A 20,472-nucleotide genomic window follows, 5' to 3' on the forward strand; every position below is an offset into this window, starting at 1 on the left:
CTCGTTTCTATCATGACTCGCATTATTGTTACAACCTCCGGCAAAGGAGGGGTGGGAAAAACCACGATTACGGCAAATTTGGGAATGGCTTTAGCCAAAATGGGGCGTCAAGTAGCTTTGGTTGATGCGGATTTTGGTTTGAGAAATTTGGATTTGTTGCTAGGGCTAGAAAACCGGATAGTTTATACTGCGGTTGAAGTTCTGGCAAGAGAGTGTCGGTTAGAACAAGCTTTGGTGAAAGATAAGCGGCAACCTAATCTCGTTTTGTTACCTGCAGCGCAAAATCGCACCAAAGATGCGGTCACTCCTGACCAGATGAAGTTATTGGTGAATGCACTGGCGCAGAAGTATCAATATGTTTTGGTTGATAGCCCAGCGGGAATTGAAATGGGGTTCAAAAATGCGATCGCCCCAGCAAAAGAAGCCCTGATTATCACCACTCCAGAAATTGCTTCCGTGCGTGATGCTGATCGCGTCGTTGGGTTACTAGAAGCACAAGGCATTAAACGTATTCACTTGGTTATTAACCGTATCAGACCTGCAATGGTACGGGCAAATGATATGATGTCTGTTCAAGATGTTCAGGAACTTCTGGCAATTCCCTTGATTGGAGTTGTTCCTGATGATGAGCGGGTTATTGTATCTACCAATCGCGGTGAACCTTTAGTATTAGCGGAAAACCCTTCTTTAGCTGCTACAGCTTTCGATAACATTGTTCGGAGATTAGAGGGGGAAACGGTTGAATTTCTTGAACTGGACTCAACTCAAGACAACATATTCTCTCGTTTGAGAAAGTTGTTTTGGACAAAAAGTCTTTAATCTGTTCCGTCTGTTGCTGACTTAGCTCCAATGATTCTTGAAATATTAGAAAAATTTTTTGTTCGTAGTGTTGACAACAGTCGCACTCAAGTTAAACGCCGCCTGCAATTAGTGATAGCTCATGATCGTGCTGACATCAGCCCTGATGTACTAGAAAAGATGCGGCAAGAAATCTTAGATATTGTTTGTCGTTACGTAGAAATTGAAACGGACGGCTTAGAGTTTTCCCTGGAAAGCAATCAACGGACAACAGCTTTAATTGCTAACATGCCAATTCGTCGAGTCAAAGAAGATCAAGAAGAAATGTCTGAATTAGACAGCAGCAATTAGGTCTAAGTGATTTGACGCTTTTTGTGTGATCATTAGCAACAACAATAAATAATTCTGTCCTAACTGCGCCAGAATCGATTCCGCGCGACTAGTGAAGTAGCGCAGTTAGGCAGTGCTCTGTCTTTGGAGAGCCACTGCTCGACTAAAATTCGCCGCCTTGTAGACGTCAGCAGGGCGGTGAGCCAATCCGGAGGGAAAGCAGCACTGCGCTCAGGTAGCGCGGACGCTAGTCAACAAACTAGGGGTGTAAGGGGGTAAGGGTGTAGGGGAGCCACTGCTCTTCGGGTATCTCCTGCACCAGACGCTACGCGTATCTCCTACGGAGACGCTGCGCGAACGCTCTTAGCGTGCGCTTGCGCTTACGCAGTCGCCTAGGTCGGGAGACCCCTTCGGGTATCTCCTAAGCCCTGCGGGCACGCACTCGCGTTGGGAGACGGTGAGTCCTGAGCCCTGAGTCCCAAAGGGACACGCTGCGCGAACGGGCACGGCAAAGCCGAACGGACACGCTACGCGTATCTCCTACGGAGACGCTGCGCGAACGCTCTTAGCGTGCGCTTGCGCTTACGCGTTCGCCCTTGGCGTGCGCTTTGCGCTTACGCCAGATGCCTGGCTGTCGGGAAAACGCCACATGCTATCTCCCAAGGGGAGACGCAATCATGCGAACAAGCCGGGAAACCCGGACGCCAGATACCTACGGAGGGAGACCCTCCTGCAGTACTGGCTCTCCAACGCAGTGGCTCCCCTCCCGCAGCACTGGTCTCACCTCCTGCGCCGTGCTGTCTCACCGTGCGCGACTTTAAGCGTTGAGGAGCCACTGCGTTGCGGAGAGCAGCGCCTTGCGGGGGTTCCCCCAAAGTCTGCCGGGGGAAGCAACCCAAGCGGCGAGCTTTGACCGTTGTGGCGACTGCGGAGGGTTCCCCCCGTTGTAGCAAGTGGCGTGCATGTGGCGTGAGCCAGTACTGTCCCTTGCGCGTGGCACTTTGTGCCATAGGAGGGAGACCCTCCTGTAGTGCTGGCTCCTCTTGACTCAGGAGTTATTGCTGTATTATGAAACGGAGAGAGAGGGATTCGAACCCTCGTTGAGGTTGCCCCCAAACAGCATTTCCAGTGCTGCGCCTTCAACCGCTCGGCCATCTCTCCAGGCGTCACGAATTCCAAGTATACAATAAGATAAATTAAACTGCAACTAAATTTCGTCTAAAGTCCCAAATTGAAATCAAAAATTCAAATGTCCGAGACATACACTATTAAAGTTCGTGAATGCGCAAAGCGCAGCGCCGAAGGCGAACGCGCCAAAGGCACTATACACACCTTCCAAGTCCCTGATGACCGCTACATCCTGCATACGGGTGAAAAACAAGGGGTAGAACTGCCGTTTTCATGTCGGAATGGGGCTTGCACCACTTGTGCTGTCCGGGTACTCTCAGGAGAAATTTACCAACCGGAAGCTCTTGGACTCTCACCAGAATTACAGAAAAAAGGTTATGCCCTATTGTGCGTCAGTTATGCTCGTTCTGATTTGGAGGTGGAGACACAAGACGAAGATGAAGTCTATGAACTCCAATTTGGACGCTTTTTCGCTAGGGGGAAAGTTCGCAAAGGTCTTCCCTTAGATGAAGATTAATAGATGAAGATTAAATTTTGTTTCAAGGGCATTGGTGCAAAGCTAGAAAAAATCGTCATTCTGCTTTGTCTACTACTACTTGTAGCTTGTCAACCTCAAAAAAAACCTGAAGAAAGCACACAGGTGCAAGTCAAAATCACACAAGTTGTCAGTGGACAAACTTTGAAGGTGGTAGGTTTGGGTGATCAACCAAGTCTCATTTCTCAAGTACGCTTGCTGGGAATCGATGCACCAGATTTGCAGCAACGTCCTTGGGGAGATGCAGCCAAAGAACGCCTAGAAGCGGAGGTTTTGGAACAGCCAGTCATCCTGGAGTTTGATGTTCAAATCAAAGATCAATTTGGGCGGAGTTTGGCTTATGCGTGGAAAAATGGGGTTTTGTTGAATGAACAGTTGGTGAAACAAGGGTACGCTTTGTTTGTGGGGCGATCGCCTAACCACAAATATGACCTACGCTTAGAACGTGCCCAGCAATGGGCTAGACTCATGGGGTTAGGAATTTGGGACCCACAAAAACCTATGCGTTTGACACCCGCTGAATTTCGCCGTCAGTATCGTTAGTAATTCGCCCTGGGGCTGATAATTAGGAATTTTCAACATTCATAAGTCATTTATGCTGGCAATTGATGCATTTCATACTATTGTCAAAACAGCCCTCCAGAAGGATAAATGGCAAATAACCCACGATCCATATCCACATTGCCAATAAGCTAGTTGAAATCGGAGTACCAAAACACGATATTGTGTTGGGTATTGATCCACCAAAGATGCATCAATACACAAAATTTGGTGTTGGTTGAGTCAACTATCAGTTATCAGTTATCAGCTATCAGTTACCAGTTACCAGTTATCAGTTACAACAGAAAATACGGATCTGTTTCTTTTGTTAACTGTTTACTGTTCACTGCGATGCACTGAGCGCGGTCGTTGTGTTCACTGATTTGTTGAAACTGTTTAGGATACTAAATTTTATGACTTGAGATATAGGCAAGTCTTTTTACAAATTTGGAATAATTAGTATAGTTAGTTTTTTATTCTAAAAGAGATTCAACATTTAATATGAGCATTCGTTTACCAATAATAGCTGCCACCTTGATGGTTACCACCGTTAGTTTAGGTACGGTTTTTAACGCTTCACCAGCTTCTGCGCGAGACACAATAACTTGTGAAAGTCGTGGTAATGATAGGAATACTTGTGAGGTAGGTAGAGGAAGCAGAGTAAGATTTGTCAGGCAATTGTCTGATGCTAGTTGTAGAGGAAATTGGGGTTATCGCAGAAACCGTATTTGGGTAAGAAATGGCTGTCGAGCAGAGTTCGCAGTCAGCGATGCTGCAAAGCAGCGGCTACGCGAACGCCAAGACGGCAGATACGACATAAATGACAGATATAATGACGGATACGGCGGAAATGACAGATATAATAACGGCGGATACGGCGGATACGGCGGAAATGACAGATATAATAACGGCGGATACCGTAGATAAGCGAATCTAGCGGGATTTTGGAGAGTTAATTAAGACTCGATATTCTATAAGACCCGGATAAACACTTATCAAAAACGAAGAACCGCGGTCTAAAGAACGGAATACAGCACTACGTGCTTGTTCCTCCGAGGCTTCCACACTCCCGCGTGTCCGGATGAGTTCCAAAAATCGTATGCTGCGGTGGTTGCGGCTATGTTTCCACACGCTTAAGGTACCCTACTGCGTAGGTTGTGCTCCCAAGTCTTCTAGGATCCTTACTAGACGCTTGTTTCGTCCTGTGTCTCCTAAATATGCCTGTTTTAATTCAACTGAAGCGCATTTTTCCATGATGCACTATTACCCGCAAATATTCTCTTCTCTCAAAAACTATACCTATCAATGTTTTTGGCATATTTTAACGGCGTTGTATAAATGTTGAGAAAGATGCGGGTAATGGATAGCCCATTGGGAGAGGGGGTTGGGGGTGAGGGCGTTTCATCTTGCATAAGTCTTTTTCTACAACTAATTGATTTGACCAAGGTTATCTTTATCTTTTTGTAGACATTTATCAGTTATCACTGTTCATTGGTTTTATCTTCTTCTAGCTTTCTGATTTCTACTTGCACCTGTTGTGCAATTTGCAAAGCATCATCAACTCGTTGTGCGTATTCTCTCGCCTCATGGCTGAATTTTATGCCTTGCATAGCAGTGACATTGCTCTCCAAAAGTTCCATATTTCGAGTAATAAATTCCTTATTTTTCCTCAAAATACGCTCTGTTTTTAACGCACAAACTAAATTGGCTCTTGTGATTTTTAAAACGTCAATGGCTTTTTCTCTATCAGTTAAACTGACTCCTTGGTTTCCAGCCGCTTCTAGCTGGTCATTAATATCTATTGCTTTTAACACTGCATTATAACCATCAATTTGTCTGAGAATATTTCTCTGACGTTCTCTAAACCATTTCCACTTAACTAAGTAAGCAATTGGAATTAATCCCCAGCCAAAAAACAATATTTGCTCTGTATACGCGCCTAAAAGTAATAAGGGAGCCTTACCTGGGTATTTTAATGTTTCATGAGCTTTCAAATCTCTACGACCCAGACCAGCTATTTGTTTTAAGTCGTCTTGTGTAATATATAAACCTTGTAAATCAGGTTGCATAACTGTGTATAACTTCAAATCGTATGATTTTGCCGTGTTTTTGTGATACCTCATTTTGGCGAAGGTATCATTTTTAGGATGACTTAATTTTATGCCACCCCTTTAGGGCGATCGCGAAGCGGGCGCTCTGCGCCATCGCGCTTTAAATGAGCGAGGAAACTCCCGTGTTGTTAGAATTAAGAACACAACACCGAATTTTTGGAGCCATGACAGCCACAACTGCTCAACCCCTCACTTTAGAGGAATTTCTGAAGCTCCCACCAAACAAATTGGAACAACTTCTTTTCAACAGGTCGTTTCGCAAAGAAGTTAATCACAACTTGACGACTACAGTGTGCGCATCCTGCTAGATAATCCCGCGTCCACCCCTTAAGTTTAAATGCTTGCTCTGACTGCTGACGCCTCTATTCTGCTGTATTATTGTGTTCTTTTATGTTTTAGCTTTTATCTTCAATCGCAATTCATCTTTAATCCGATTGAGAATTGAACCTTCATCAAGGGTTGCCAAAATTTGACTAATCACAGCTTTAGGACCATTCGGTCCCCAATTTGCCCCATTGGCTAAATATGCTTTGGTCACATACCCAAGACCATAGCAAGAAACGCCTGCTACACCCGCTTGAGTTAGTGCTACTGACACATAGGCACCCAAGGAAGCACCCCCAGTCGCAGGTGCAGACAGACCAAGTAATGTTTTGAGTGAACTCAAGCCCAAATTTGCCAATAATTCGCTAGCACTGATACCACCCATACTCAAGGCAATTCTTTGTAATAATTTTACGGCTCCGGTTTCGGTCATGGGAATGCCATAAAGTTTTGATAAGCCTAGAATCAGGATAATGTCTATCACCGCACCAGCAAGAACATCTACTAGCATGACAGGATTGAAGGCGATCGCCATTGCTTTGGTCATCGTCGCTTTCCAAATCAACTGATTGGCACTGATATCTCGAATCTTAAGTTTTCGCTGCACCAACTGCTCATTAACGTTGTCAGCATAAAGCATTGTGTTGAGGGCGACCAAAGCTTTGCCTTCACGATGTAGAATTTCCAAAATTTTCAGCTTCAGTTCTTCAACTTGGGCTTCTCCTGTACTGAGCTGCACACCCCTGGTACCATCGGGACGATGAACCATTCTCCTCACCAATGGCGATGCTGCAGCCATCACAATTTCATCAGGTGAAAGTAATTCTCGTACCCTTTCATCCCGAATTTTTTCGTAAATTGCCATGCGATCTGCTTCAGGATACTGGTCTGTTTTGTTAAACACCAGCAAAATAGGTTTACCCGCTTCCCGCAATTGGGAAAGTGCATCATGTTCAACTTTCGTCATATCGCCAGCAACGACAAACAAAATCAAATCCGCCTGTTTTGCGATCTGTTGTGCTAGTGTGGCGCGGGTTTCACCATTAACTTCGTCTAATCCTGGGGTATCAATCAATTCCACTTGAGATTGACCACTTCCCGGTAGAGTCACTCGCAAAGCACGTTGTGTTTCCCCAATCTCTTCTTCTGTGATAGTCCAATTTGCTGTTTGAGAATTGCGCGTGACACCATGCAAGGGACCAGTTTCAAATACTGGTTGCCCTACCAAAGCATTGAGTAGAGATGATTTGCCTCGTCCCACCATACCAAAGGCGGCTATCTGAACTACCATGCGTTCTAATTTCAACAGCATTGTTTCCAAATCGCCAATTTGCATCTCCAGTCCGTCTTTTTCCTCTTGAGTCAGATCAAGCTTATCTACCAAATTTCGCAGTGCGGTTCGCGCTTGTTTATAGTTGAGTTCTGCTTGAATATCTTCAAAAGTAAAAATCGCACTATCTAGCTGTTCGTCCCAATTGAGAGAGTTTTCGCTACTGTTGGGCGAATCATTACGATGTGGCTCGGGTAAGGGTAATGTTGGAGTCATATCTATATTTTTATGTATATCTCGTCTACTATCATGACGTTCATGAAGCGACAACGACCACATCGTGAAAAATGGCAGAATCTACAACAGTAAATAGACAGTAGTGATGTTCATCTTTCGTGATGACCCCTTAAAGTCATAAACTGAAAAATGCATGTAGTAGCGTTATAGTTCTTGACGAAATCACCTGTGCGAAAAATAGTTATTGCCGGTAATTGGAAAATGTTCAAAACCCAGGCAGAATCCCTGGAGTTTTTAAAAGGATTTCTGCCCAGCTTGGGCGAAACTCCTCAAGACCGAGAAGTGGTATTGTGCGTCCCCTTCACTGATTTAAGCGTTTTTTCCAAGAGTTTGCATGGAAGTCGTATACAATTGGGGGCGCAAAATATTCACTGGGAAGGGAGTGGAGCCTACACGGGTGAAATTTCTGGACCTATGCTCACCGAGATTGGTGTGCGCTATGTTATTGTCGGTCACAGCGAACGCCGGCAATACTTTGGTGAAACTGATCACACCGTCAACCTGCGCCTCAAAGCTGCTCAAAAGTTTGGTCTTACGCCTATTCTATGTGTAGGTGAAACCAAACAACAACGAGATGCGCTGGAAACAGAATCACTGATTATCAACCAGCTCGAAAAAGACCTTGTGGATATTGATCAGGAGAATTTGGTTATTGCTTATGAACCGATTTGGGCGATCGGCACTGGTGACACTTGTGAAACCAAGGAAGCCAATCGTGTCATCGGTATAATTCGCAATCAATTGACCAATCCTAATGTGCCAATTCAATACGGTGGTTCGGTAAAGCCGAATAATATAGACGAAATCATGGCTCAAAGGGAAATTGACGGCGTTCTGGTGGGAGGAGCAAGTTTAGAACCCGCAAGTTTCGCCAGACTTGTGAATTATAAGTGAATGTTCAGTAACCAAAGTCCTCTCGTTCCCTGGCTTCTCTGGTTGCTCTCGTTCCCTGGCTGAGCCAGGGAATGCATACAGTCAGACTCTGTCTCACGTAAAAATCGCAAAAGTCATTTTGAAATCTGGAGGCGGAGCCTCTAGTCAAGCGTTCCTAGGCTGAGCCTAGGAACGAGTTGTAGAGTGCGAATCTTATGACACCCAATTTAATCATTCGAGAACGCTGTTTTGAGTGGGGACAGCGAACATATCTGATGGGGATTCTAAATGTCACACCTGACAGTTTCAGTGATGGTGGCGAATTCAATACAGTCACTGCTGCTTTAGCACAAGCACAAGCAATGGTAGCAGGTGGTGTAGATATTATCGATGTCGGTGGTCAATCAACTCGACCAGGGGCAGAGCAAATCACTCTTGCACAAGAACTTAACCGAGTTCTGCCAGTATTGCAAATACTGCGAAAAGAGATACCAGTGCCAATTTCTGTAGACACAACAAGGGCAGCTGTTGCCCAGGCTGCTGTAGAAGCAGGTGCAGATATAGTTAATGACATTTCCGGGGGTACCTTAGACCCAGAAATGTTACTGACAGTGGCAAGGATGAATGTGCCTATTATATTAATGCACATCCGGGGAAACCCGCAAACAATGCAACAATTCACTGATTATCAAGATTTGATGGGAGAGATTTATAGTTTTTTGGCAAAGCAAATCGCTGCAGCTATTGCTGTAGGTATTGACGAAAGAAAAATTATCATCGATCCAGGGATTGGCTTTGCCAAGAACTATGAGCAAAATTTAGAAATTTTGCGCCGCTTACCCCAATTGCGTCAACTTAAGTGTCCTATTTTAGTAGGAGCATCTCGTAAAAGTTTCATTGGTCGTATTTTAAATCAGCCAGATCCGAAAGCACGAGTCTGGGGAACAGCAGCTGCATGTTGTGCTGCTATCTTTAATGGTGCTGATATCATGCGAGTTCACGATATTAAAGAAATGCGCGATGTATCATTGGTTGCTGATGCAATTTTCCGACAATCTTCGCAAGTCCAGCCATCAGACTAAGTAGAACCATTTTCACCATTGTTGACATGTTCTTCGCCATATGTCATTTGGGAAATCAAATCCATCATCTCACCACCTTTGCCTGGATCTACGAACACAACTTTGGCATTCTCGCTTTCACCCAGTCTGTAGCTGGCATTGATGTAATCTTGAGCCACGAGATAGCGCAGAATTTCCTTACTTTCAGGATTAGAACGTAAAGCTTCAGAAATGATCTGCATTGAGGTTTTTGTTCCTTCTGCTTTCTTAATTGCGGCTGCGCGTCGCCCTTCTGCTTCTAAAATCTCAGCACGGCTACTAATTTCAGCAGCTCGTTGCTCTTCCATTGATTTGCGAACACTTTCAGGTGGTGTAATACTCTGAATATCTACCCGCAGAATTCCAACTCCCCACTGCGCCGTTGTCTCATTCAACTGAGCCAGCAAGGCAGTGTTCATGCTTGCTCTGGCGGCGTTGGTTTCTTCCAAGGTATTCTGGGCAATGATTTCCCTAAGCGTAGTTGTAGTCAAGTTTGTTAGTGCTTGCTGCAAGTCGTCAATTTCGTAAAAGCTTTTCTCTATATCTGTGACGCGCCAGTAAACAACTCCATCCACTTCCAAGTAGATATTATCTCTGGTGATTACATTTTGAGGCTTGATGTCTAAAACTTGCTCTCGGGTCGTGTCCTCCATGACAATTTGATCAAGCAAGGGAACAATAAAGTTGAGTCCTGGTTTCAGTTTGCGATGATACTGCCCCAAACGTTCAACCAAAGCTTCATTTCCCTGATTAATAAGCTTTGCCGATCCTAATGCATACCCTATAAGCACTAAGACTATGGCAATAATTGGTTCCATATATTCTCCTATTTAACATTTGGCGGAATTAGCCCTAAGAACATAGCACTAACACTATGTCCTATCTTCAGTCTAATATCCAGAATGTGTAATGTACTTATCACAAGTTGTGGTTCAAGGCAAGACTCTGGTAAAAAATGACATGAAATTAGCGATGAGTTAGCTTTGGACATGGCTATTAAATCATCAACATAGCTGCGTGTGCAAGTGCTAATTTTGTCATTTACTTTACTAAATAAATAGTATGTCAAGAAAAAGGGGGGTAAGGGAATAGGGGTATAGGGGAAATTAATTAGTCTTAATGATAAAGTCCAATTTTGGCATAGCAAGTTTTTCGACCATGATCGCAAGGCGCGCCCTACGCCCGAGGCACGAAGTGCCTCCCCTGAACTTCGTTCAGGGAACCAAGCGTTCGCGTAGCGTGTCCGCAGGACTCAGCTTGGTTGGGCGTATACGGGCGATCACTCAGTGGTTAAACAAAAAAGGTGGGCAGTGCCCACCAAGGGTGACATTTATATGGTCAACAGAACTACATCATGCCCATGCCGCCCATGCCGCCCATGCCGCCCATGCCGCCCATGCCGCCCATGCCGCCCATGCCGCCCATGTCAGGCGCACCACCTGCGGGTTTCTTCTCAGGTTTTTCGACCACGACTGCTTCAGTGGTTAAAACCATTCCAGCGATGGAAGCAGCGTTTTGGATAGCTGAACGCACTACTTTTGCAGGATCAATAATACCGGCAGCAATCAAGTCCTCAAATTCTCCAGTAGCGGCGTTGTAACCGATGTTGAAATCAGTGTCTTGCACTCTGGCGACAATAACCGACCCTTCAACGCCAGCATTATCTGCAATTTGACGCAAGGGGGCTTCGAGCGCTCGCGCCACAATATCAGCGCCAATCTGTTCTTCTGCCTCAAGAGTGTTTTTAACCTCTTGTACTTTTTTCACCAAATGAATCAGTGTTGTTCCACCACCAGGAACGATACCTTCTTCCACAGCCGCTTTGGTAGCATTGAGGGCGTCTTCAATCCGCAGTTTGCGATCTTTGAGTTCGGTTTCTGTTGCCGCACCCACTTTTATCACCGCAACTCCACCAGCTAGTTTAGCAATGCGCTCTTGGAGTTTTTCTTTATCGTAGTCTGAATCGGTTTCTTCTAGTTGTTTACGAATTTGACCAATTCGCTTTTGCACGTCCGCTTTTGTGTTGTCACCAGCAGCAACGATGATGGTGTTTTCTTTGTCAATTGTGATTTTCCGCGCAGTTCCCAGGGTTTCCAAAGAAGCGGTATCCAAGGTTAAGCCAATTTCTTCAGAAATCAACTGTCCGTCGGTGAGAATAGCAATATCTTGCAACAATGCTTTGCGGCGATCACCAAATCCAGGGGCTTTGATAGCGGCGACAGCAAGCACTCCCCGTGCTTTGTTCACAACCAAAGTTGCTAAAGCTTCACCTTCCACATCTTCAGCAATAATCAACAAAGGTTGACCGGAACGGGCGACCTTTTCCAAAACTGGAATTAACTCGCTGATGTTGCTGATTTTCTTATCAGTAATCAAAATGCGAGCGTTTTCAAATTCTACCGTCAACCGGTCGTTGTTGGTGATGAAGTAGGGGGAGATGTAACCCCTGTCTAACTGCATCCCTTCTACAACTTCTAAATCCGTTGTTAAGGATTTAGATTCTTCAACGGTGATAACACCGTCTTTGGTGACTTTTTCCATCGCCTCAGCCAACATCTGACCGACTTCTTCGTCGTTCCCAGCTGAGACTGTCGCAACTTGAGCGATCGCTGCACCTTCTACTGGCTTAGCTACTGCTGCAATTTCCTGCACCAACGCCTCGACGGTTTTGTCAATTCCCCGCTTCAGGGCTATAGGGTTGGTACCTGCGGCAACATTCTTCAAACCTTCTTTGATCAACGCTTGCGCCAACACAGTAGCTGTGGTGGTACCATCCCCAGCCACATCTTTAGTTTTTGACGCCACTTCCTGAACCAGTTTTGCGCCAGTGTTTTCTAAGGGATCTTCTAGTTCAATTTCTTTGGCAACGGTGATACCATCGTTAACAATTTGGGGTGCCCCAAATTTTTTCTCCAAAAGAACATTGCGACCTTTTGGTCCTAAGGTAATCTTCACCGCATCGGCAAGAGCGTTGATGCCTCGTTCTAAAGCCCGCCGCGAATCTTCATTAAATGCAACAATTTTTGCCATGTTTTATGTACTCTCGTGCGCTTCCAATAGACAATTTAGCACTCACTGGCCAAGAGTGCTAATCACTTTAAAAAAAGAACTCACTAAATCAGGACTCAGAAGTCAGAATGAGTATAGTAGCGACGCGCAGATCAGTAGGGGGTTTAAATCACCACCATCAATGGGGGTGGCGACATCGGGTTGGGGCTTTTGCCGTGAGCGTCAGCCGAACGGTTTAAATCCCCTATCCAACGTTTCGACGCAGCTCAATGTTAATTGATTCTGACTCGGGGTGCGGAGCTATCCAGCGTTCAGCTCCTGAATTCTGACTTCTGGGTTCTTGATCAAATCATCCTTCGGATATATCCTAAGCGCTATGCCTACAGCACGGCTACGCCCTGAGGAGGAGAGTGCCTAAGCATTATGAGTGAAATCAAATGCAGCCACTTTGCAGTTAGTTGCCTTGGAACAATTTAGCGCTGCATAAGTCCTTGGGGAACTAGTTGAAGTTGTGGACTAAAGACCAGTGACAATTTAAATTTTAAAAGACAAAATAAAAAATAATCTTTCTACTCTACACCCCACTCCAGCACAGACGTAAGGTGTTACGCCCTTACTCCGACACTTTATCTTCACAGAATGACTCTATATTAGAAGCAACTTCTTATGAAGTTACAGATAGTTAGGAAAAAATTCACTAACATACAATTGATGCTTATCGACACTAACACTAATGGTTAAATCGGGAGATGAATATACACAGCTCCCTTCGTTCCCTCGGTATTGCTGACCCTAACGGTTCCGGCTGGTTAGCGGTAGTATTTACATTTCTTTTAGCTGGTACTGTCACTTGGCGCTTGATTCCAGCAGTCCGCAAGTTTGCCCTGCGAGTAGGTTGGGCTGACCAACCGAATGCGCGACGGCTGAACCGAGAACCTTTACCTAATGCAGGAGGTCTAGCTATTTATGCAGGAGTGATTGCTGCCGTGGTATTAGCCAGTCTCTTACGACCTATAGAACTCGAAAGAGTACTGGCTGAGGTACAGACGATTCTTCTAGGGGGCTCGATACTGGTTCTTGTGGGCTTTATTGATGACCAATTTGGCTTACCCCCTCTGGTTCGATTGTTAATTCAGATACTGACAGCTTTATTGTTAGTTGCTAATCGTATTACCATTGAATTCTCTTTTGGAACTCCCATCGACTCGACACTATCAGTAATACTAACAGTATTGTGGGTAGTTGGAATCACAAATGCTATCAACTTAATGGATGGCATGGACGGTTTGGCGGGAGGAGTAAGCTTTATCACCGCTATAAGTTTATTAGCAGTTTCAGCTCAGGTTCCCAACCGTGCGGCAGCGACGTTAGTTCTAGCAGCATTGGCAGGGGGGGCGTTGGGCTTCTTGAGCCACAACTTCCACCCTTCGCGGATTATTATGGGTGATGCCGGAGCCTACTTTTTTGGTTATGTACTAGCTGCTACAAGTATTTTAGGTAATCTCCAAGCACCCACGGCTGTCTCTCTCCTCGCACCAGTTCTGTTTTTACTGTTGCCAGTGCTCGATACTACTCAAGTGTTTATCCGACGCTTGATGGCGGGGAAAAACCCTCTTAGCACCCCAGGGAAAGACCACTTGCACCATCGCTTGTTAGCTTGGGGCTTGTCTCAACGCCATGCTGCGCTGATTCTTTGGTCAATTGCTTTGATTTGCAACGTGTTGGCAATGAGACTACAAAATATGACTTTGGTACAAATACTTGCCACAACCATTGGGATCATCGTCTTTCTAAGCTTCATTGTCTTGCAAAGGATACGAACAACTTAGGGGTTTGAAGCCGCAAGTTAATTTGTAGACAAAGCAACGAGATAGCTACTCATTCCTGGGTAGCTTTTCTCCTGCCATGCGTTTAATCACATCGCTGAGACTGCTTCAACCGTACTCGTAGGGGAAGAAAGTTCTGTTTTGTCATGGTTTCACCCAACCCTGTTAAGCGTGTTTCTTAGAAGTTGATCAAAATTCGTCAATTCAAATCCCTTAACAGTCAGCATTTTACCCACTTGCCCACTCAAGGTAGCCGCGAGTTCAGCTTCACCAGCCCCTGATGGACCATTCAGCGGTTCGCCAGCTATGACGATGGCTGGATGAGAATAAATTTCAACTAGGTTTGCCTGAATTTGGGGTATGAGACCAAGCAAGTATTCCTCAGTCACAGAACCAGTTTGAAGCAACCCGTAAACGCGCTCAGCAAAACCAATGCCCTTTGATTTCAGCAACCCCTCACCATAGCGGCGCAGTCCACCGAACACAGCCGCCCAAACTAGTTTAGTGAGTAAGTTCCGACGCTCAAGCCGCAGGTTCATTCCCAGTTCTTCATGAGGAAGACGGATAACCCGAATGCCGAATTCATCCGCTAGCTCAACTAGGATACGCAGTACCAACGGATGCATGTGCATATGCAAATGCCCATCTACATGGGAAAGGCGCAACCCAGTAGAGCGAAATTTTTCTAATTGAGCACGGATTTCTCGCTGCAATTCCTCGTGAGTTGACCGATTGAACTGATAGCGCAACCCGCTTGTTTCCGGACTGTATGGAAAGTTACCTGTATCATCAACCAAGTGAGGGATTTGTGAGGGTGGCAGTGCAGCTCGACCACACACCAGAACCAAGTGCAAACCTACTCCTAGGGTGGGGTGAGCCTGTGCTAAATCAACCGCTTTATCAAATGCCTCACCTGTAACCATTAAGCTGGTACTCGTCAGTACTCCTTCTTTGTGGGCTTTGATAATTGCTTGGTTAACGCCATGTGAAAAGCCGAAGTCATCACCATTGATAATGGCGAATTTCTGAGCCTGCATAAGTTCTGATTTATTGTTCCAACAACTGAGGGGTTGAGTTGGACTGTCGCTGAGGCGTCAGTCTGATAATGCGTCGGGCGATTTTGGCAAGTCTAGGTAACAGTTGCGGGTGGAGAAGGCGTTGGTCAAAAACGCTCATCCGTTTGGCGTTTTCTTGAAGGCAAGTAGATAAAAACAGTTCCGGAGTCAAATTGTCCGTGAAGTTCATAGCCCCAGTGGCAGTAAAGCCCTCCTGTTTGTCTTCATCTGAGCCACCAAAGGCTTTGATTTTATCTTGCAGCGCTCTGTAGTAATGCCAAACAGCATCAAACCCGCGTAACCAATTCGCCCTACGACCTTCATGGATTTGTTGGTAAGTTACCCAATTCACAAAGAACATAATATGTCGCGCTTCTTCGTTAAGAATTGGATCGAAAATGTCGAATATTGCTTCAGGCATATAGTTAGCCTGGCGGGCAATTCCAAACAATCCAAAGGCTAAGAAAGAATCGAGGCATTCCCCAAAGCCAAAGTCAATGAAGGCAGTTTTGATATTACTAGGGAGCGCTGGCTCAGGAGGTTGAGAAATTTGAATATCGTAATGATTGATCAAAAACTCAATCAGTCGGGAGTGGCGGGTTTCCTCCATCGCTTGAAGGGCGATCGCCTCTCGCAACAGGGGATCACTGATTGTTGCTGCAAAGGCGCTGACCATCGCCCCAGCCTGTCGCTCTGTACTGAGAGCTTCTTTCCAAAAGGGAATACTCCGTATGCGTTCGAGAGCTACGCTATCCAGAACGGGCCAAGAGAGCTTTTCTGGCTCAAACTCCAGGTGGCTTTCGATGAAGCTGCGGCAAAAAAGCTCTTTGTGTTCTTCGCTTCCAAGTTTCATCATAAGAATATGGCAACAATTTATTTGTTAGTTGTCATAAGGCGTCCAGGCTCGTGTACCCAAGCCAGTACGTTAGAGAGGACAATGCCGTGGTGAGACAGTCCACTCTTTAGGATAAAAAGGCAGTACGCTAACTATTCTATAACCTAACTAACCACTCACAACCGATTGCTCTTTAGCAGCCGCTTGTGTATGACGCTCTTTTAGGTAAGAGAAAAATTCGCGTCCCTCACGCAGGCGACGCACTAGCATCTGAGGATTAGTCAACATTTCGCCGACAATCGGGATAATGGCTTTGGGTCGAAAGTAGAAGCGACGATACATCTGCTCGACTGCATCCTCAATTTGGCCGCCCGAGAGGTTCGGATATTGCAGTGTAGACATTTGAATCCCGGATGAGGCAACTAGCGAATTATCGCTAAACCAACCGTTAGTCTGAGCTTGTCGATAAAGTTCAGTTCCAGGATAAGGGGCGGCGATAGAAACTTGGATGGTATGCGGACTAACATCGCAAGCAAAACGAATTGTTTCTTCAATTGTCTGTTGACTTTCGTTTGGCAAGCCGATGATGAATGTGCCGTGTACGGTAATGCCGAGTTTATGGCAATTTTCCATAAACTTCCGCGCCACCTCTAACTTAATCCCTTTCTTGATGCCGTCGAGAACTTGCTGGTTACCTGATTCAAATCCTACCAGCAATAGGCGTAACCCGTTGTCACGCAGTTGCTTGAGAGTATCGTAGTCTAAGTTGGCGCGGGCGTTACAGCTCCAAGTGAGCTTGAGCCGTTTCATGTGTTGGCTGATGGCGATGGCCCGCTGCTTGTCAATTGTGAAGGTGTCATCATCAAACATATATTCCTGCACCTTGTCACCAAAGATGGCTTTGGCTTCTTCCATGTCTCGCCCAACTGCTTCTGGGCTTTTGGTACGGTACTGGTGACCGCCAATTGTTTGAGGCCAGAGGCAGAAGCTACATTTGGCTGGGCATCCACGTCCGGTGTAAAATGACACGTAAGGATGTAGTAGATATCCTATGAAATATTTCGTAATATCTAAGTCACGCCCGTAGACTGGTAGTACGCTAGGCATCACATCCCAATCGTGGATCAAGTCACGCTCAGCATTGTGGTGTAAGTTACCGTCTTTATCTCGGTAGCTGAGTCCCTTAATCTGATCCCAAGATAAGTCTTGTGCCAACTCCTGACAGGTGTAGTCAAATTCGTTGCGACACACAAAGTCTATCACACGGTTGTCACGCAGCGTTTCCTCTGGTAAGACAGCGACGTGCGCCCCAACAAAACCAATTTGTACATCAGGGTTTTGTTCTTTGATTGCAAGAGCACATGCCACATCATTTGCCAGAGAGGGTGTGCTGGTGTGCATGATAATCAGTTCGTAATCTTTGGCGATTTTCAGCACATCTTCCACAGTCTGATTATGTGGAGGAGCATCTACAAGCTTACTTCCAGGGACGAGTGCAGCGGGCTGCGCGAGCCATGTCGGGTACCAGAATGAGGTAATTTCGCGCTTGGCTTGGTATCGCGAACCAGCACCACCATCAAATCCATCAAAGGAAGGAGGACTAAGAAAAAGGGTTTTTTTCACGAAATATTTCTCCTTTTTTTAAGTAAGGCAATACAGTCAATTGCAAGGTTTTATATAGTCTGTAGCAATCGAAATTATCAGAAAAACTGAGTACTCAATCATGCAATGAGTGCAAAAACATTACTGTGGCTGAGTATATCTTTGAATATCATCCAGAGGTCTATAAGAAAAAATAATTTTGCAACGTTGGTATTTCTAGTCCTATAAGAACAGTTGTTCAGTTGGTGTAAACGCTGCACAGCTGACTGTAAAGATACAGATGCGCGATGCGGGTTGAGGTGTGTGAGTAAGTGTGAGGAGTAGTGTTAAGTAGAACCTGTGGACGGTTAGTCAGACCTAAATAAACATAGTTGATAGTTTATTGAGGTATGGGTGGATGTAAACAGCCGTGGAACTTTCCATAAGCGAAAAGCTTGACAACAGGTGTTTTATTTACTGGTGTTAGTAAATTGCTCCAGTAGTGCAAGAACATCACTGCGACTGAGTTTACTTTTACCATTGGCAAGAGCATCAAGGGTGCCATAAGCTAAGGTTAAGGGAATTTGACAAAAGTCCAAAGCAGGACCCGGAGGAAGAGCGCTAATGTATGCATCTGCCAGCGTCAAATTGCGACGGGCATAATGATGCAAATCTTCTGCACTCCAGCCCTCTGGAAAGAAGTCCACTCCACGCACTAAGTCCTCAGTGTGGTTCCGGATGATATTCACAGCCTGTAAACCACGACCAAACCCAATTGCATGAATACGGTTTGTCTGTGTCCCATCGTACCAAGCCCATAAATCTGAGAGCATCAAGCCAACGGCACCAGCAACTCCAAACGTGTAACGATCTAAATCGGACTCGCTACGGATTTTCCAATCGTTTTGGGCCCAGTAAGCCATTCTATCTGCCATTGCCGCAGTCGCATCCCAAATCCGAGGAGCAATGGTTGCAGGTGCAAGAATTGCCCATTCTCGAATCCGCAGAGAAACCTCGGGTAGGAGATGTTCATGTGAGTGAAATCCTTTATAGAAAGCATCGATGGCAAAGCCATCACACCCTGCTTGTAATGTCAAGCTAATTGTTCGTAACAGCTTTGCTTTAGTAAAGTTATCTAGTTCTGGATGATCCTCAATTTCATCAATGGCTCGCAAACACAAGTACGCTGATGCGACTGCTTCTTGCAAGCCCAGTGGTAACTTGATGATTGGAATGTAGAAAGTCCGACTCGTTTCCTTGAGGATGTTTAAGGCATCTCCATACAAGTCCATAAGATTGCAGCTCCATTGGGTATTACTCATTTTGCCTAATATTGTTGGCGAAAAAGTCACCACTCAAATCAAAAAGTTGGAATTGTGGAAATTGTTGTCCCTGTTTACTCAACTGCGACTGCCTTTTGGGCGACTTCCTTTGGGCATATCGATTCTTCAGCACGTCCTACCCCCCTAAACCCGAACTGCTTCGGGCAAGCAAGGCAAACCGTAAACCCGGCAATACAAAGTATTCTGGGTCTATACAGATGAATACATGAATCCACAGTCGGCTGTCAAACTCAACACAATCCAAAAGTTACCAACTTTTGACTCCCAATACAGATTCTGAATAGCTATTTTCTTCAAAAAAAGATAAGAAATGTTTGCCAAAAATGACATCAGTTTCCACCTGCCGGACTTGTTAGCTATGGATCATATATGCTTCTTGGCTCTCACTCCTGAGTTTATTGATTACCGCGTAAATAAATACTAAAACTATACGGTTAACCTTGTGCAAGCTCCTCTCCTCTGTGTGCGATATCGCAAAATGCTATTGACCTGCATTGGTGTCAATTGACGATAGTAATAGGTGAAAGTTCCCAGTACATATGTGCTTACGACTCATAAACCAGAAGAATTGGGTCTTTTGGCGATCGCCATTGCTTTTTTCTGTCTTGTCATTGCTATATCTAAGACCTAGATAGAAGTTCAGTACTTCACAAGATATAGCAGTCCTGTACCTTCCAAGTCATTAATGAAGCACCTACTGTGGTTTCTTAAGGAAGAGGAATATTGGCGATCGCACCACAAGCAAAGATAAACCTATCACTAAGATGGATATGCTGCCAGTTCTTTCCTAAAAACTAAGCATTTTCTGTTTGATGACGACCACCTATTTAGGGGTGAAGAAAAAAGATCGCTTCAATTTTTTCTTCACCCAGTGCATAAGTTAATTTGACTTGCTCCTATAAAAAAGTAGAAGGAAGACAAGAAAGCTAAAGGGCAAAAGCTTTTAGTGTTAACTGTTTTCCTATTAGTTATCCCTTCGGGTATAGCACAGCACGCAGTGAGTTGTGTAATAACAGTTCACCAATTTATCAATTTTGAAGGAGAAGAAAAAGACATGAGTTCTACAAATTTAAATCAGTTCACACAAGAGTTTCAACAAGCAGTAATAGAGGCTCTTTATAACCCTAAGTTATTAGAGATATGCAAAAAATACGGTTTAATGGAAGGTAATGTCCTAAAATTTCAGTGTATGCTCGATCTGAAAAACGTTCAATCTGATGATGCTACTGTAGTTCAGGAAATTAAAAATGCTTTGCAAGCAATTCCAGGCGACGAGCTTGTCATGGTGGATTGTGTTTGGTGTTCGGGGGGTTGTTGTTAATAGTAAACTGTATAGCAATCCTATCAACCTAAAGATTAGAAGCTCAACTAATTAAGCATATCCCAAGTAACAAAACCCGAGAAAGTATATTCTCGGGTAAAAATTATTAAGTTTTGTTGTCATTCTCAAATCACTAGTTTTGGATCTCAAAAATTAAGTTGATAATATTGTGCATGATCTCAGCTTTAGGAAGAAT

The 20,472-nt window shown here is 44.9% G+C and carries 21 protein-coding genes and 1 tRNA gene; 11 read left to right on the forward strand and 11 right to left on the reverse strand.

All coding sequences use genetic code 11. The features are described 5' to 3' along the window. Positions 1 to 12 precede the first annotated feature (12 nt). Together minD and minE are read left to right on the forward strand one after the other, a co-directional pair. Positions 13 to 819: a septum site-determining protein MinD gene (minD, locus tag DP114_RS27270; RefSeq protein ID WP_171977616.1), complete on the forward strand. Its 807-nt coding sequence runs from the start codon at positions 13 to 15 to the stop codon at positions 817 to 819. 30 nt (positions 820 to 849) lie between these two features. After that, positions 850 to 1,149, forward strand: coding sequence for a cell division topological specificity factor MinE (gene minE / locus DP114_RS27275; protein ID WP_171977617.1), 300 nt, complete (start codon positions 850 to 852; stop codon positions 1,147 to 1,149). Between the two features lie 593 nt (positions 1,150 to 1,742). Here minE and DP114_RS27280 read toward each other — a convergent pair. Both DP114_RS27280 and DP114_RS27285 read right to left on the reverse strand, forming a co-directional pair. Beyond that, the gene (locus DP114_RS27280; protein ID WP_171977618.1) at positions 1,743 to 2,138 is read right to left on the reverse strand and encodes a hypothetical protein; all 396 of its coding nucleotides are present in this window, start codon (positions 2,136 to 2,138) and stop codon (positions 1,743 to 1,745) included. A 64-nt stretch (positions 2,139 to 2,202) separates the two neighbouring features. After that, positions 2,203 to 2,289, reverse strand: a tRNA-Ser gene (locus DP114_RS27285). A gap of 88 nt (positions 2,290 to 2,377) precedes the next feature. Between DP114_RS27285 and DP114_RS27290 the strand changes: the two genes are divergently transcribed. The 5 genes from DP114_RS27290 (at position 2,378) to DP114_RS27310 (ending at position 4,258) form a co-directional block, all read left to right on the forward strand. Then, on the forward strand, positions 2,378 to 2,773 hold the full coding sequence (locus DP114_RS27290) for a 2Fe-2S iron-sulfur cluster-binding protein (protein WP_169268980.1): 396 nt from the start codon (positions 2,378 to 2,380) through the stop codon (positions 2,771 to 2,773). 3 nt (positions 2,774 to 2,776) lie between these two features. Next, the gene (locus tag DP114_RS27295; RefSeq protein WP_171977619.1) at positions 2,777 to 3,334 is read left to right on the forward strand and encodes a thermonuclease family protein; all 558 of its coding nucleotides are present in this window, start codon (positions 2,777 to 2,779) and stop codon (positions 3,332 to 3,334) included. Positions 3,335 to 3,386: 52 nt separating this feature from the next. Beyond that, the gene (locus tag DP114_RS27300) at positions 3,387 to 3,482 is read left to right on the forward strand and encodes an element excision factor XisH family protein (RefSeq protein ID WP_211178816.1); all 96 of its coding nucleotides are present in this window, start codon (positions 3,387 to 3,389) and stop codon (positions 3,480 to 3,482) included. Then, positions 3,472 to 3,573 (forward strand): element excision factor XisI family protein, encoded by a 102-nt coding sequence (locus tag DP114_RS36435; RefSeq protein WP_370469290.1) that lies wholly within the window; start codon positions 3,472 to 3,474, stop codon positions 3,571 to 3,573. Before DP114_RS27300 ends, DP114_RS36435 begins: the two co-directional genes overlap by 11 nt. A gap of 259 nt (positions 3,574 to 3,832) precedes the next feature. Continuing rightward, the gene (locus tag DP114_RS27310; protein ID WP_171977620.1) at positions 3,833 to 4,258 is read left to right on the forward strand and encodes a DUF3011 domain-containing protein; all 426 of its coding nucleotides are present in this window, start codon (positions 3,833 to 3,835) and stop codon (positions 4,256 to 4,258) included. Between the two features lie 216 nt (positions 4,259 to 4,474). Here the strand turns inward: DP114_RS27310 and DP114_RS36440 are convergent, their stop codons facing one another. The 3 genes from DP114_RS36440 to DP114_RS27325 form a co-directional block, all read right to left on the reverse strand. Next, a complete protein-coding gene (locus DP114_RS36440; protein ID WP_169263016.1) occupies positions 4,475 to 4,585 on the reverse strand; it encodes a transposase DNA-binding-containing protein in 111 nt (36 codons plus the stop codon). 227 nt (positions 4,586 to 4,812) lie between these two features. After that, complete coding sequence (locus DP114_RS27320; protein ID WP_169263015.1) at positions 4,813 to 5,400, reverse strand: hypothetical protein; 588 nt, start codon at positions 5,398 to 5,400, stop codon at positions 4,813 to 4,815. 430 nt (positions 5,401 to 5,830) lie between these two features. After that, a complete protein-coding gene (locus tag DP114_RS27325) occupies positions 5,831 to 7,312 on the reverse strand; it encodes a GTP-binding protein (protein WP_171977621.1) in 1,482 nt (493 codons plus the stop codon). A 189-nt stretch (positions 7,313 to 7,501) separates the two neighbouring features. Here DP114_RS27325 and tpiA point away from each other — a divergent pair, with 189 nt between their 5' ends. Both tpiA and folP read left to right on the forward strand, forming a co-directional pair. Then, positions 7,502 to 8,227, forward strand: a complete 726-nt coding sequence (gene tpiA / locus DP114_RS27330; protein ID WP_169263013.1) for a triose-phosphate isomerase — start codon at positions 7,502 to 7,504, stop codon at positions 8,225 to 8,227. Between the two features lie 194 nt (positions 8,228 to 8,421). Further along, positions 8,422 to 9,288 carry a dihydropteroate synthase gene (gene folP, locus DP114_RS27335; RefSeq protein WP_171977622.1) on the forward strand — a complete coding sequence of 289 codons (867 nt, stop codon included), beginning with the start codon at positions 8,422 to 8,424 and terminating at the stop codon, positions 9,286 to 9,288. Here folP and DP114_RS27340 read toward each other — a convergent pair. Together DP114_RS27340 and groL are read right to left on the reverse strand one after the other, a co-directional pair. After that, positions 9,285 to 10,124 carry an SPFH domain-containing protein gene (locus tag DP114_RS27340; protein ID WP_169263011.1) on the reverse strand — a complete coding sequence of 280 codons (840 nt, stop codon included), beginning with the start codon at positions 10,122 to 10,124 and terminating at the stop codon, positions 9,285 to 9,287. The two genes, folP and DP114_RS27340, sit on opposite strands and share 4 nt — an antisense overlap. Before the next feature lie 529 nt (positions 10,125 to 10,653). Next, positions 10,654 to 12,336, reverse strand: coding sequence for a chaperonin GroEL (gene groL / locus DP114_RS27345; RefSeq protein WP_169263010.1), 1,683 nt, complete (start codon positions 12,334 to 12,336; stop codon positions 10,654 to 10,656). A 728-nt stretch (positions 12,337 to 13,064) separates the two neighbouring features. Between groL and DP114_RS27350 the strand changes: the two genes are divergently transcribed. Beyond that, entirely contained in the window at positions 13,065 to 14,144 is a 1,080-nt protein-coding gene (locus DP114_RS27350) for an MraY family glycosyltransferase (RefSeq protein ID WP_171977623.1), read from the forward strand. Between the two features lie 149 nt (positions 14,145 to 14,293). Here DP114_RS27350 and hpnK read toward each other — a convergent pair whose 3' ends face one another. From hpnK to DP114_RS27370, 4 genes are all read right to left on the reverse strand, one after another. Continuing rightward, positions 14,294 to 15,178, reverse strand: a complete 885-nt coding sequence (gene hpnK / locus DP114_RS27355; RefSeq protein ID WP_171977624.1) for a hopanoid biosynthesis-associated protein HpnK — start codon at positions 15,176 to 15,178, stop codon at positions 14,294 to 14,296. Positions 15,179 to 15,188: 10 nt separating this feature from the next. Then, the gene (locus tag DP114_RS27360; protein WP_246162831.1) at positions 15,189 to 16,052 is read right to left on the reverse strand and encodes a ferritin-like domain-containing protein; all 864 of its coding nucleotides are present in this window, start codon (positions 16,050 to 16,052) and stop codon (positions 15,189 to 15,191) included. Positions 16,053 to 16,199: 147 nt separating this feature from the next. Continuing rightward, positions 16,200 to 17,654 (reverse strand): hopanoid biosynthesis associated radical SAM protein HpnJ, encoded by a 1,455-nt coding sequence (hpnJ, locus tag DP114_RS27365; protein ID WP_171977625.1) that lies wholly within the window; start codon positions 17,652 to 17,654, stop codon positions 16,200 to 16,202. A gap of 428 nt (positions 17,655 to 18,082) precedes the next feature. Continuing rightward, positions 18,083 to 18,904 carry a squalene/phytoene synthase family protein gene (locus DP114_RS27370; RefSeq protein WP_169263006.1) on the reverse strand — a complete coding sequence of 274 codons (822 nt, stop codon included), beginning with the start codon at positions 18,902 to 18,904 and terminating at the stop codon, positions 18,083 to 18,085. Between the two features lie 1,105 nt (positions 18,905 to 20,009). On the opposite strand from DP114_RS27370, the gene DP114_RS27375 reads away from it, so the two are divergent. Next, positions 20,010 to 20,276, forward strand: coding sequence for a hypothetical protein (locus DP114_RS27375; RefSeq protein WP_169263005.1), 267 nt, complete (start codon positions 20,010 to 20,012; stop codon positions 20,274 to 20,276). Positions 20,277 to 20,472 lie beyond the last annotated feature (196 nt).

It is taken from the genome of Brasilonema sennae CENA114, from assembly GCF_006968745.1.
Lineage (GTDB): Bacteria > Cyanobacteriota > Cyanobacteriia > Cyanobacteriales > Nostocaceae > Brasilonema > Brasilonema sennae.

What these genes read in the sequence shown, in the direction of transcription:
- DP114_RS27360 (WP_246162831.1), bottom strand. Translation starts at nt 16,052, where the DNA reads ATGATGAAACTTGGAAGCGAAGAACACAAAGAGCTTTTTTGCCGCAGC.
- DP114_RS36440 (WP_169263016.1), bottom strand. Translation starts at nt 4,585, where the DNA reads ATGGAAAAATGCGCTTCAGTTGAATTAAAACAGGCATATTTAGGAGAC.
- DP114_RS27375 (WP_169263005.1), top strand. Translation starts at nt 20,010, where the DNA reads ATGAGTTCTACAAATTTAAATCAGTTCACACAAGAGTTTCAACAAGCA.
- groL (WP_169263010.1), bottom strand. Translation starts at nt 12,336, where the DNA reads ATGGCAAAAATTGTTGCATTTAATGAAGATTCGCGGCGGGCTTTAGAA.
- DP114_RS27340 (WP_169263011.1), bottom strand. Translation starts at nt 10,124, where the DNA reads ATGGAACCAATTATTGCCATAGTCTTAGTGCTTATAGGGTATGCATTA.
- DP114_RS27280 (WP_171977618.1), bottom strand. Translation starts at nt 2,138, where the DNA reads ATGGCACAAAGTGCCACGCGCAAGGGACAGTACTGGCTCACGCCACAT.
- DP114_RS27310 (WP_171977620.1), top strand. Translation starts at nt 3,833, where the DNA reads ATGAGCATTCGTTTACCAATAATAGCTGCCACCTTGATGGTTACCACC.
- DP114_RS27290 (WP_169268980.1), top strand. Translation starts at nt 2,378, where the DNA reads ATGTCCGAGACATACACTATTAAAGTTCGTGAATGCGCAAAGCGCAGC.
- DP114_RS27370 (WP_169263006.1), bottom strand. Translation starts at nt 18,904, where the DNA reads ATGGACTTGTATGGAGATGCCTTAAACATCCTCAAGGAAACGAGTCGG.
- DP114_RS27350 (WP_171977623.1), top strand. Translation starts at nt 13,065, where the DNA reads ATGAATATACACAGCTCCCTTCGTTCCCTCGGTATTGCTGACCCTAAC.
- DP114_RS27295 (WP_171977619.1), top strand. Translation starts at nt 2,777, where the DNA reads ATGAAGATTAAATTTTGTTTCAAGGGCATTGGTGCAAAGCTAGAAAAA.
- hpnK (WP_171977624.1), bottom strand. Translation starts at nt 15,178, where the DNA reads ATGCAGGCTCAGAAATTCGCCATTATCAATGGTGATGACTTCGGCTTT.
- minE (WP_171977617.1), top strand. Translation starts at nt 850, where the DNA reads ATGATTCTTGAAATATTAGAAAAATTTTTTGTTCGTAGTGTTGACAAC.
- minD (WP_171977616.1), top strand. Translation starts at nt 13, where the DNA reads ATGACTCGCATTATTGTTACAACCTCCGGCAAAGGAGGGGTGGGAAAA.
- DP114_RS27320 (WP_169263015.1), bottom strand. Translation starts at nt 5,400, where the DNA reads ATGCAACCTGATTTACAAGGTTTATATATTACACAAGACGACTTAAAA.
- folP (WP_171977622.1), top strand. Translation starts at nt 8,422, where the DNA reads ATGACACCCAATTTAATCATTCGAGAACGCTGTTTTGAGTGGGGACAG.
- DP114_RS27325 (WP_171977621.1), bottom strand. Translation starts at nt 7,312, where the DNA reads ATGACTCCAACATTACCCTTACCCGAGCCACATCGTAATGATTCGCCC.
- DP114_RS27300 (WP_211178816.1), top strand. Translation starts at nt 3,387, where the DNA reads ATGCTGGCAATTGATGCATTTCATACTATTGTCAAAACAGCCCTCCAG.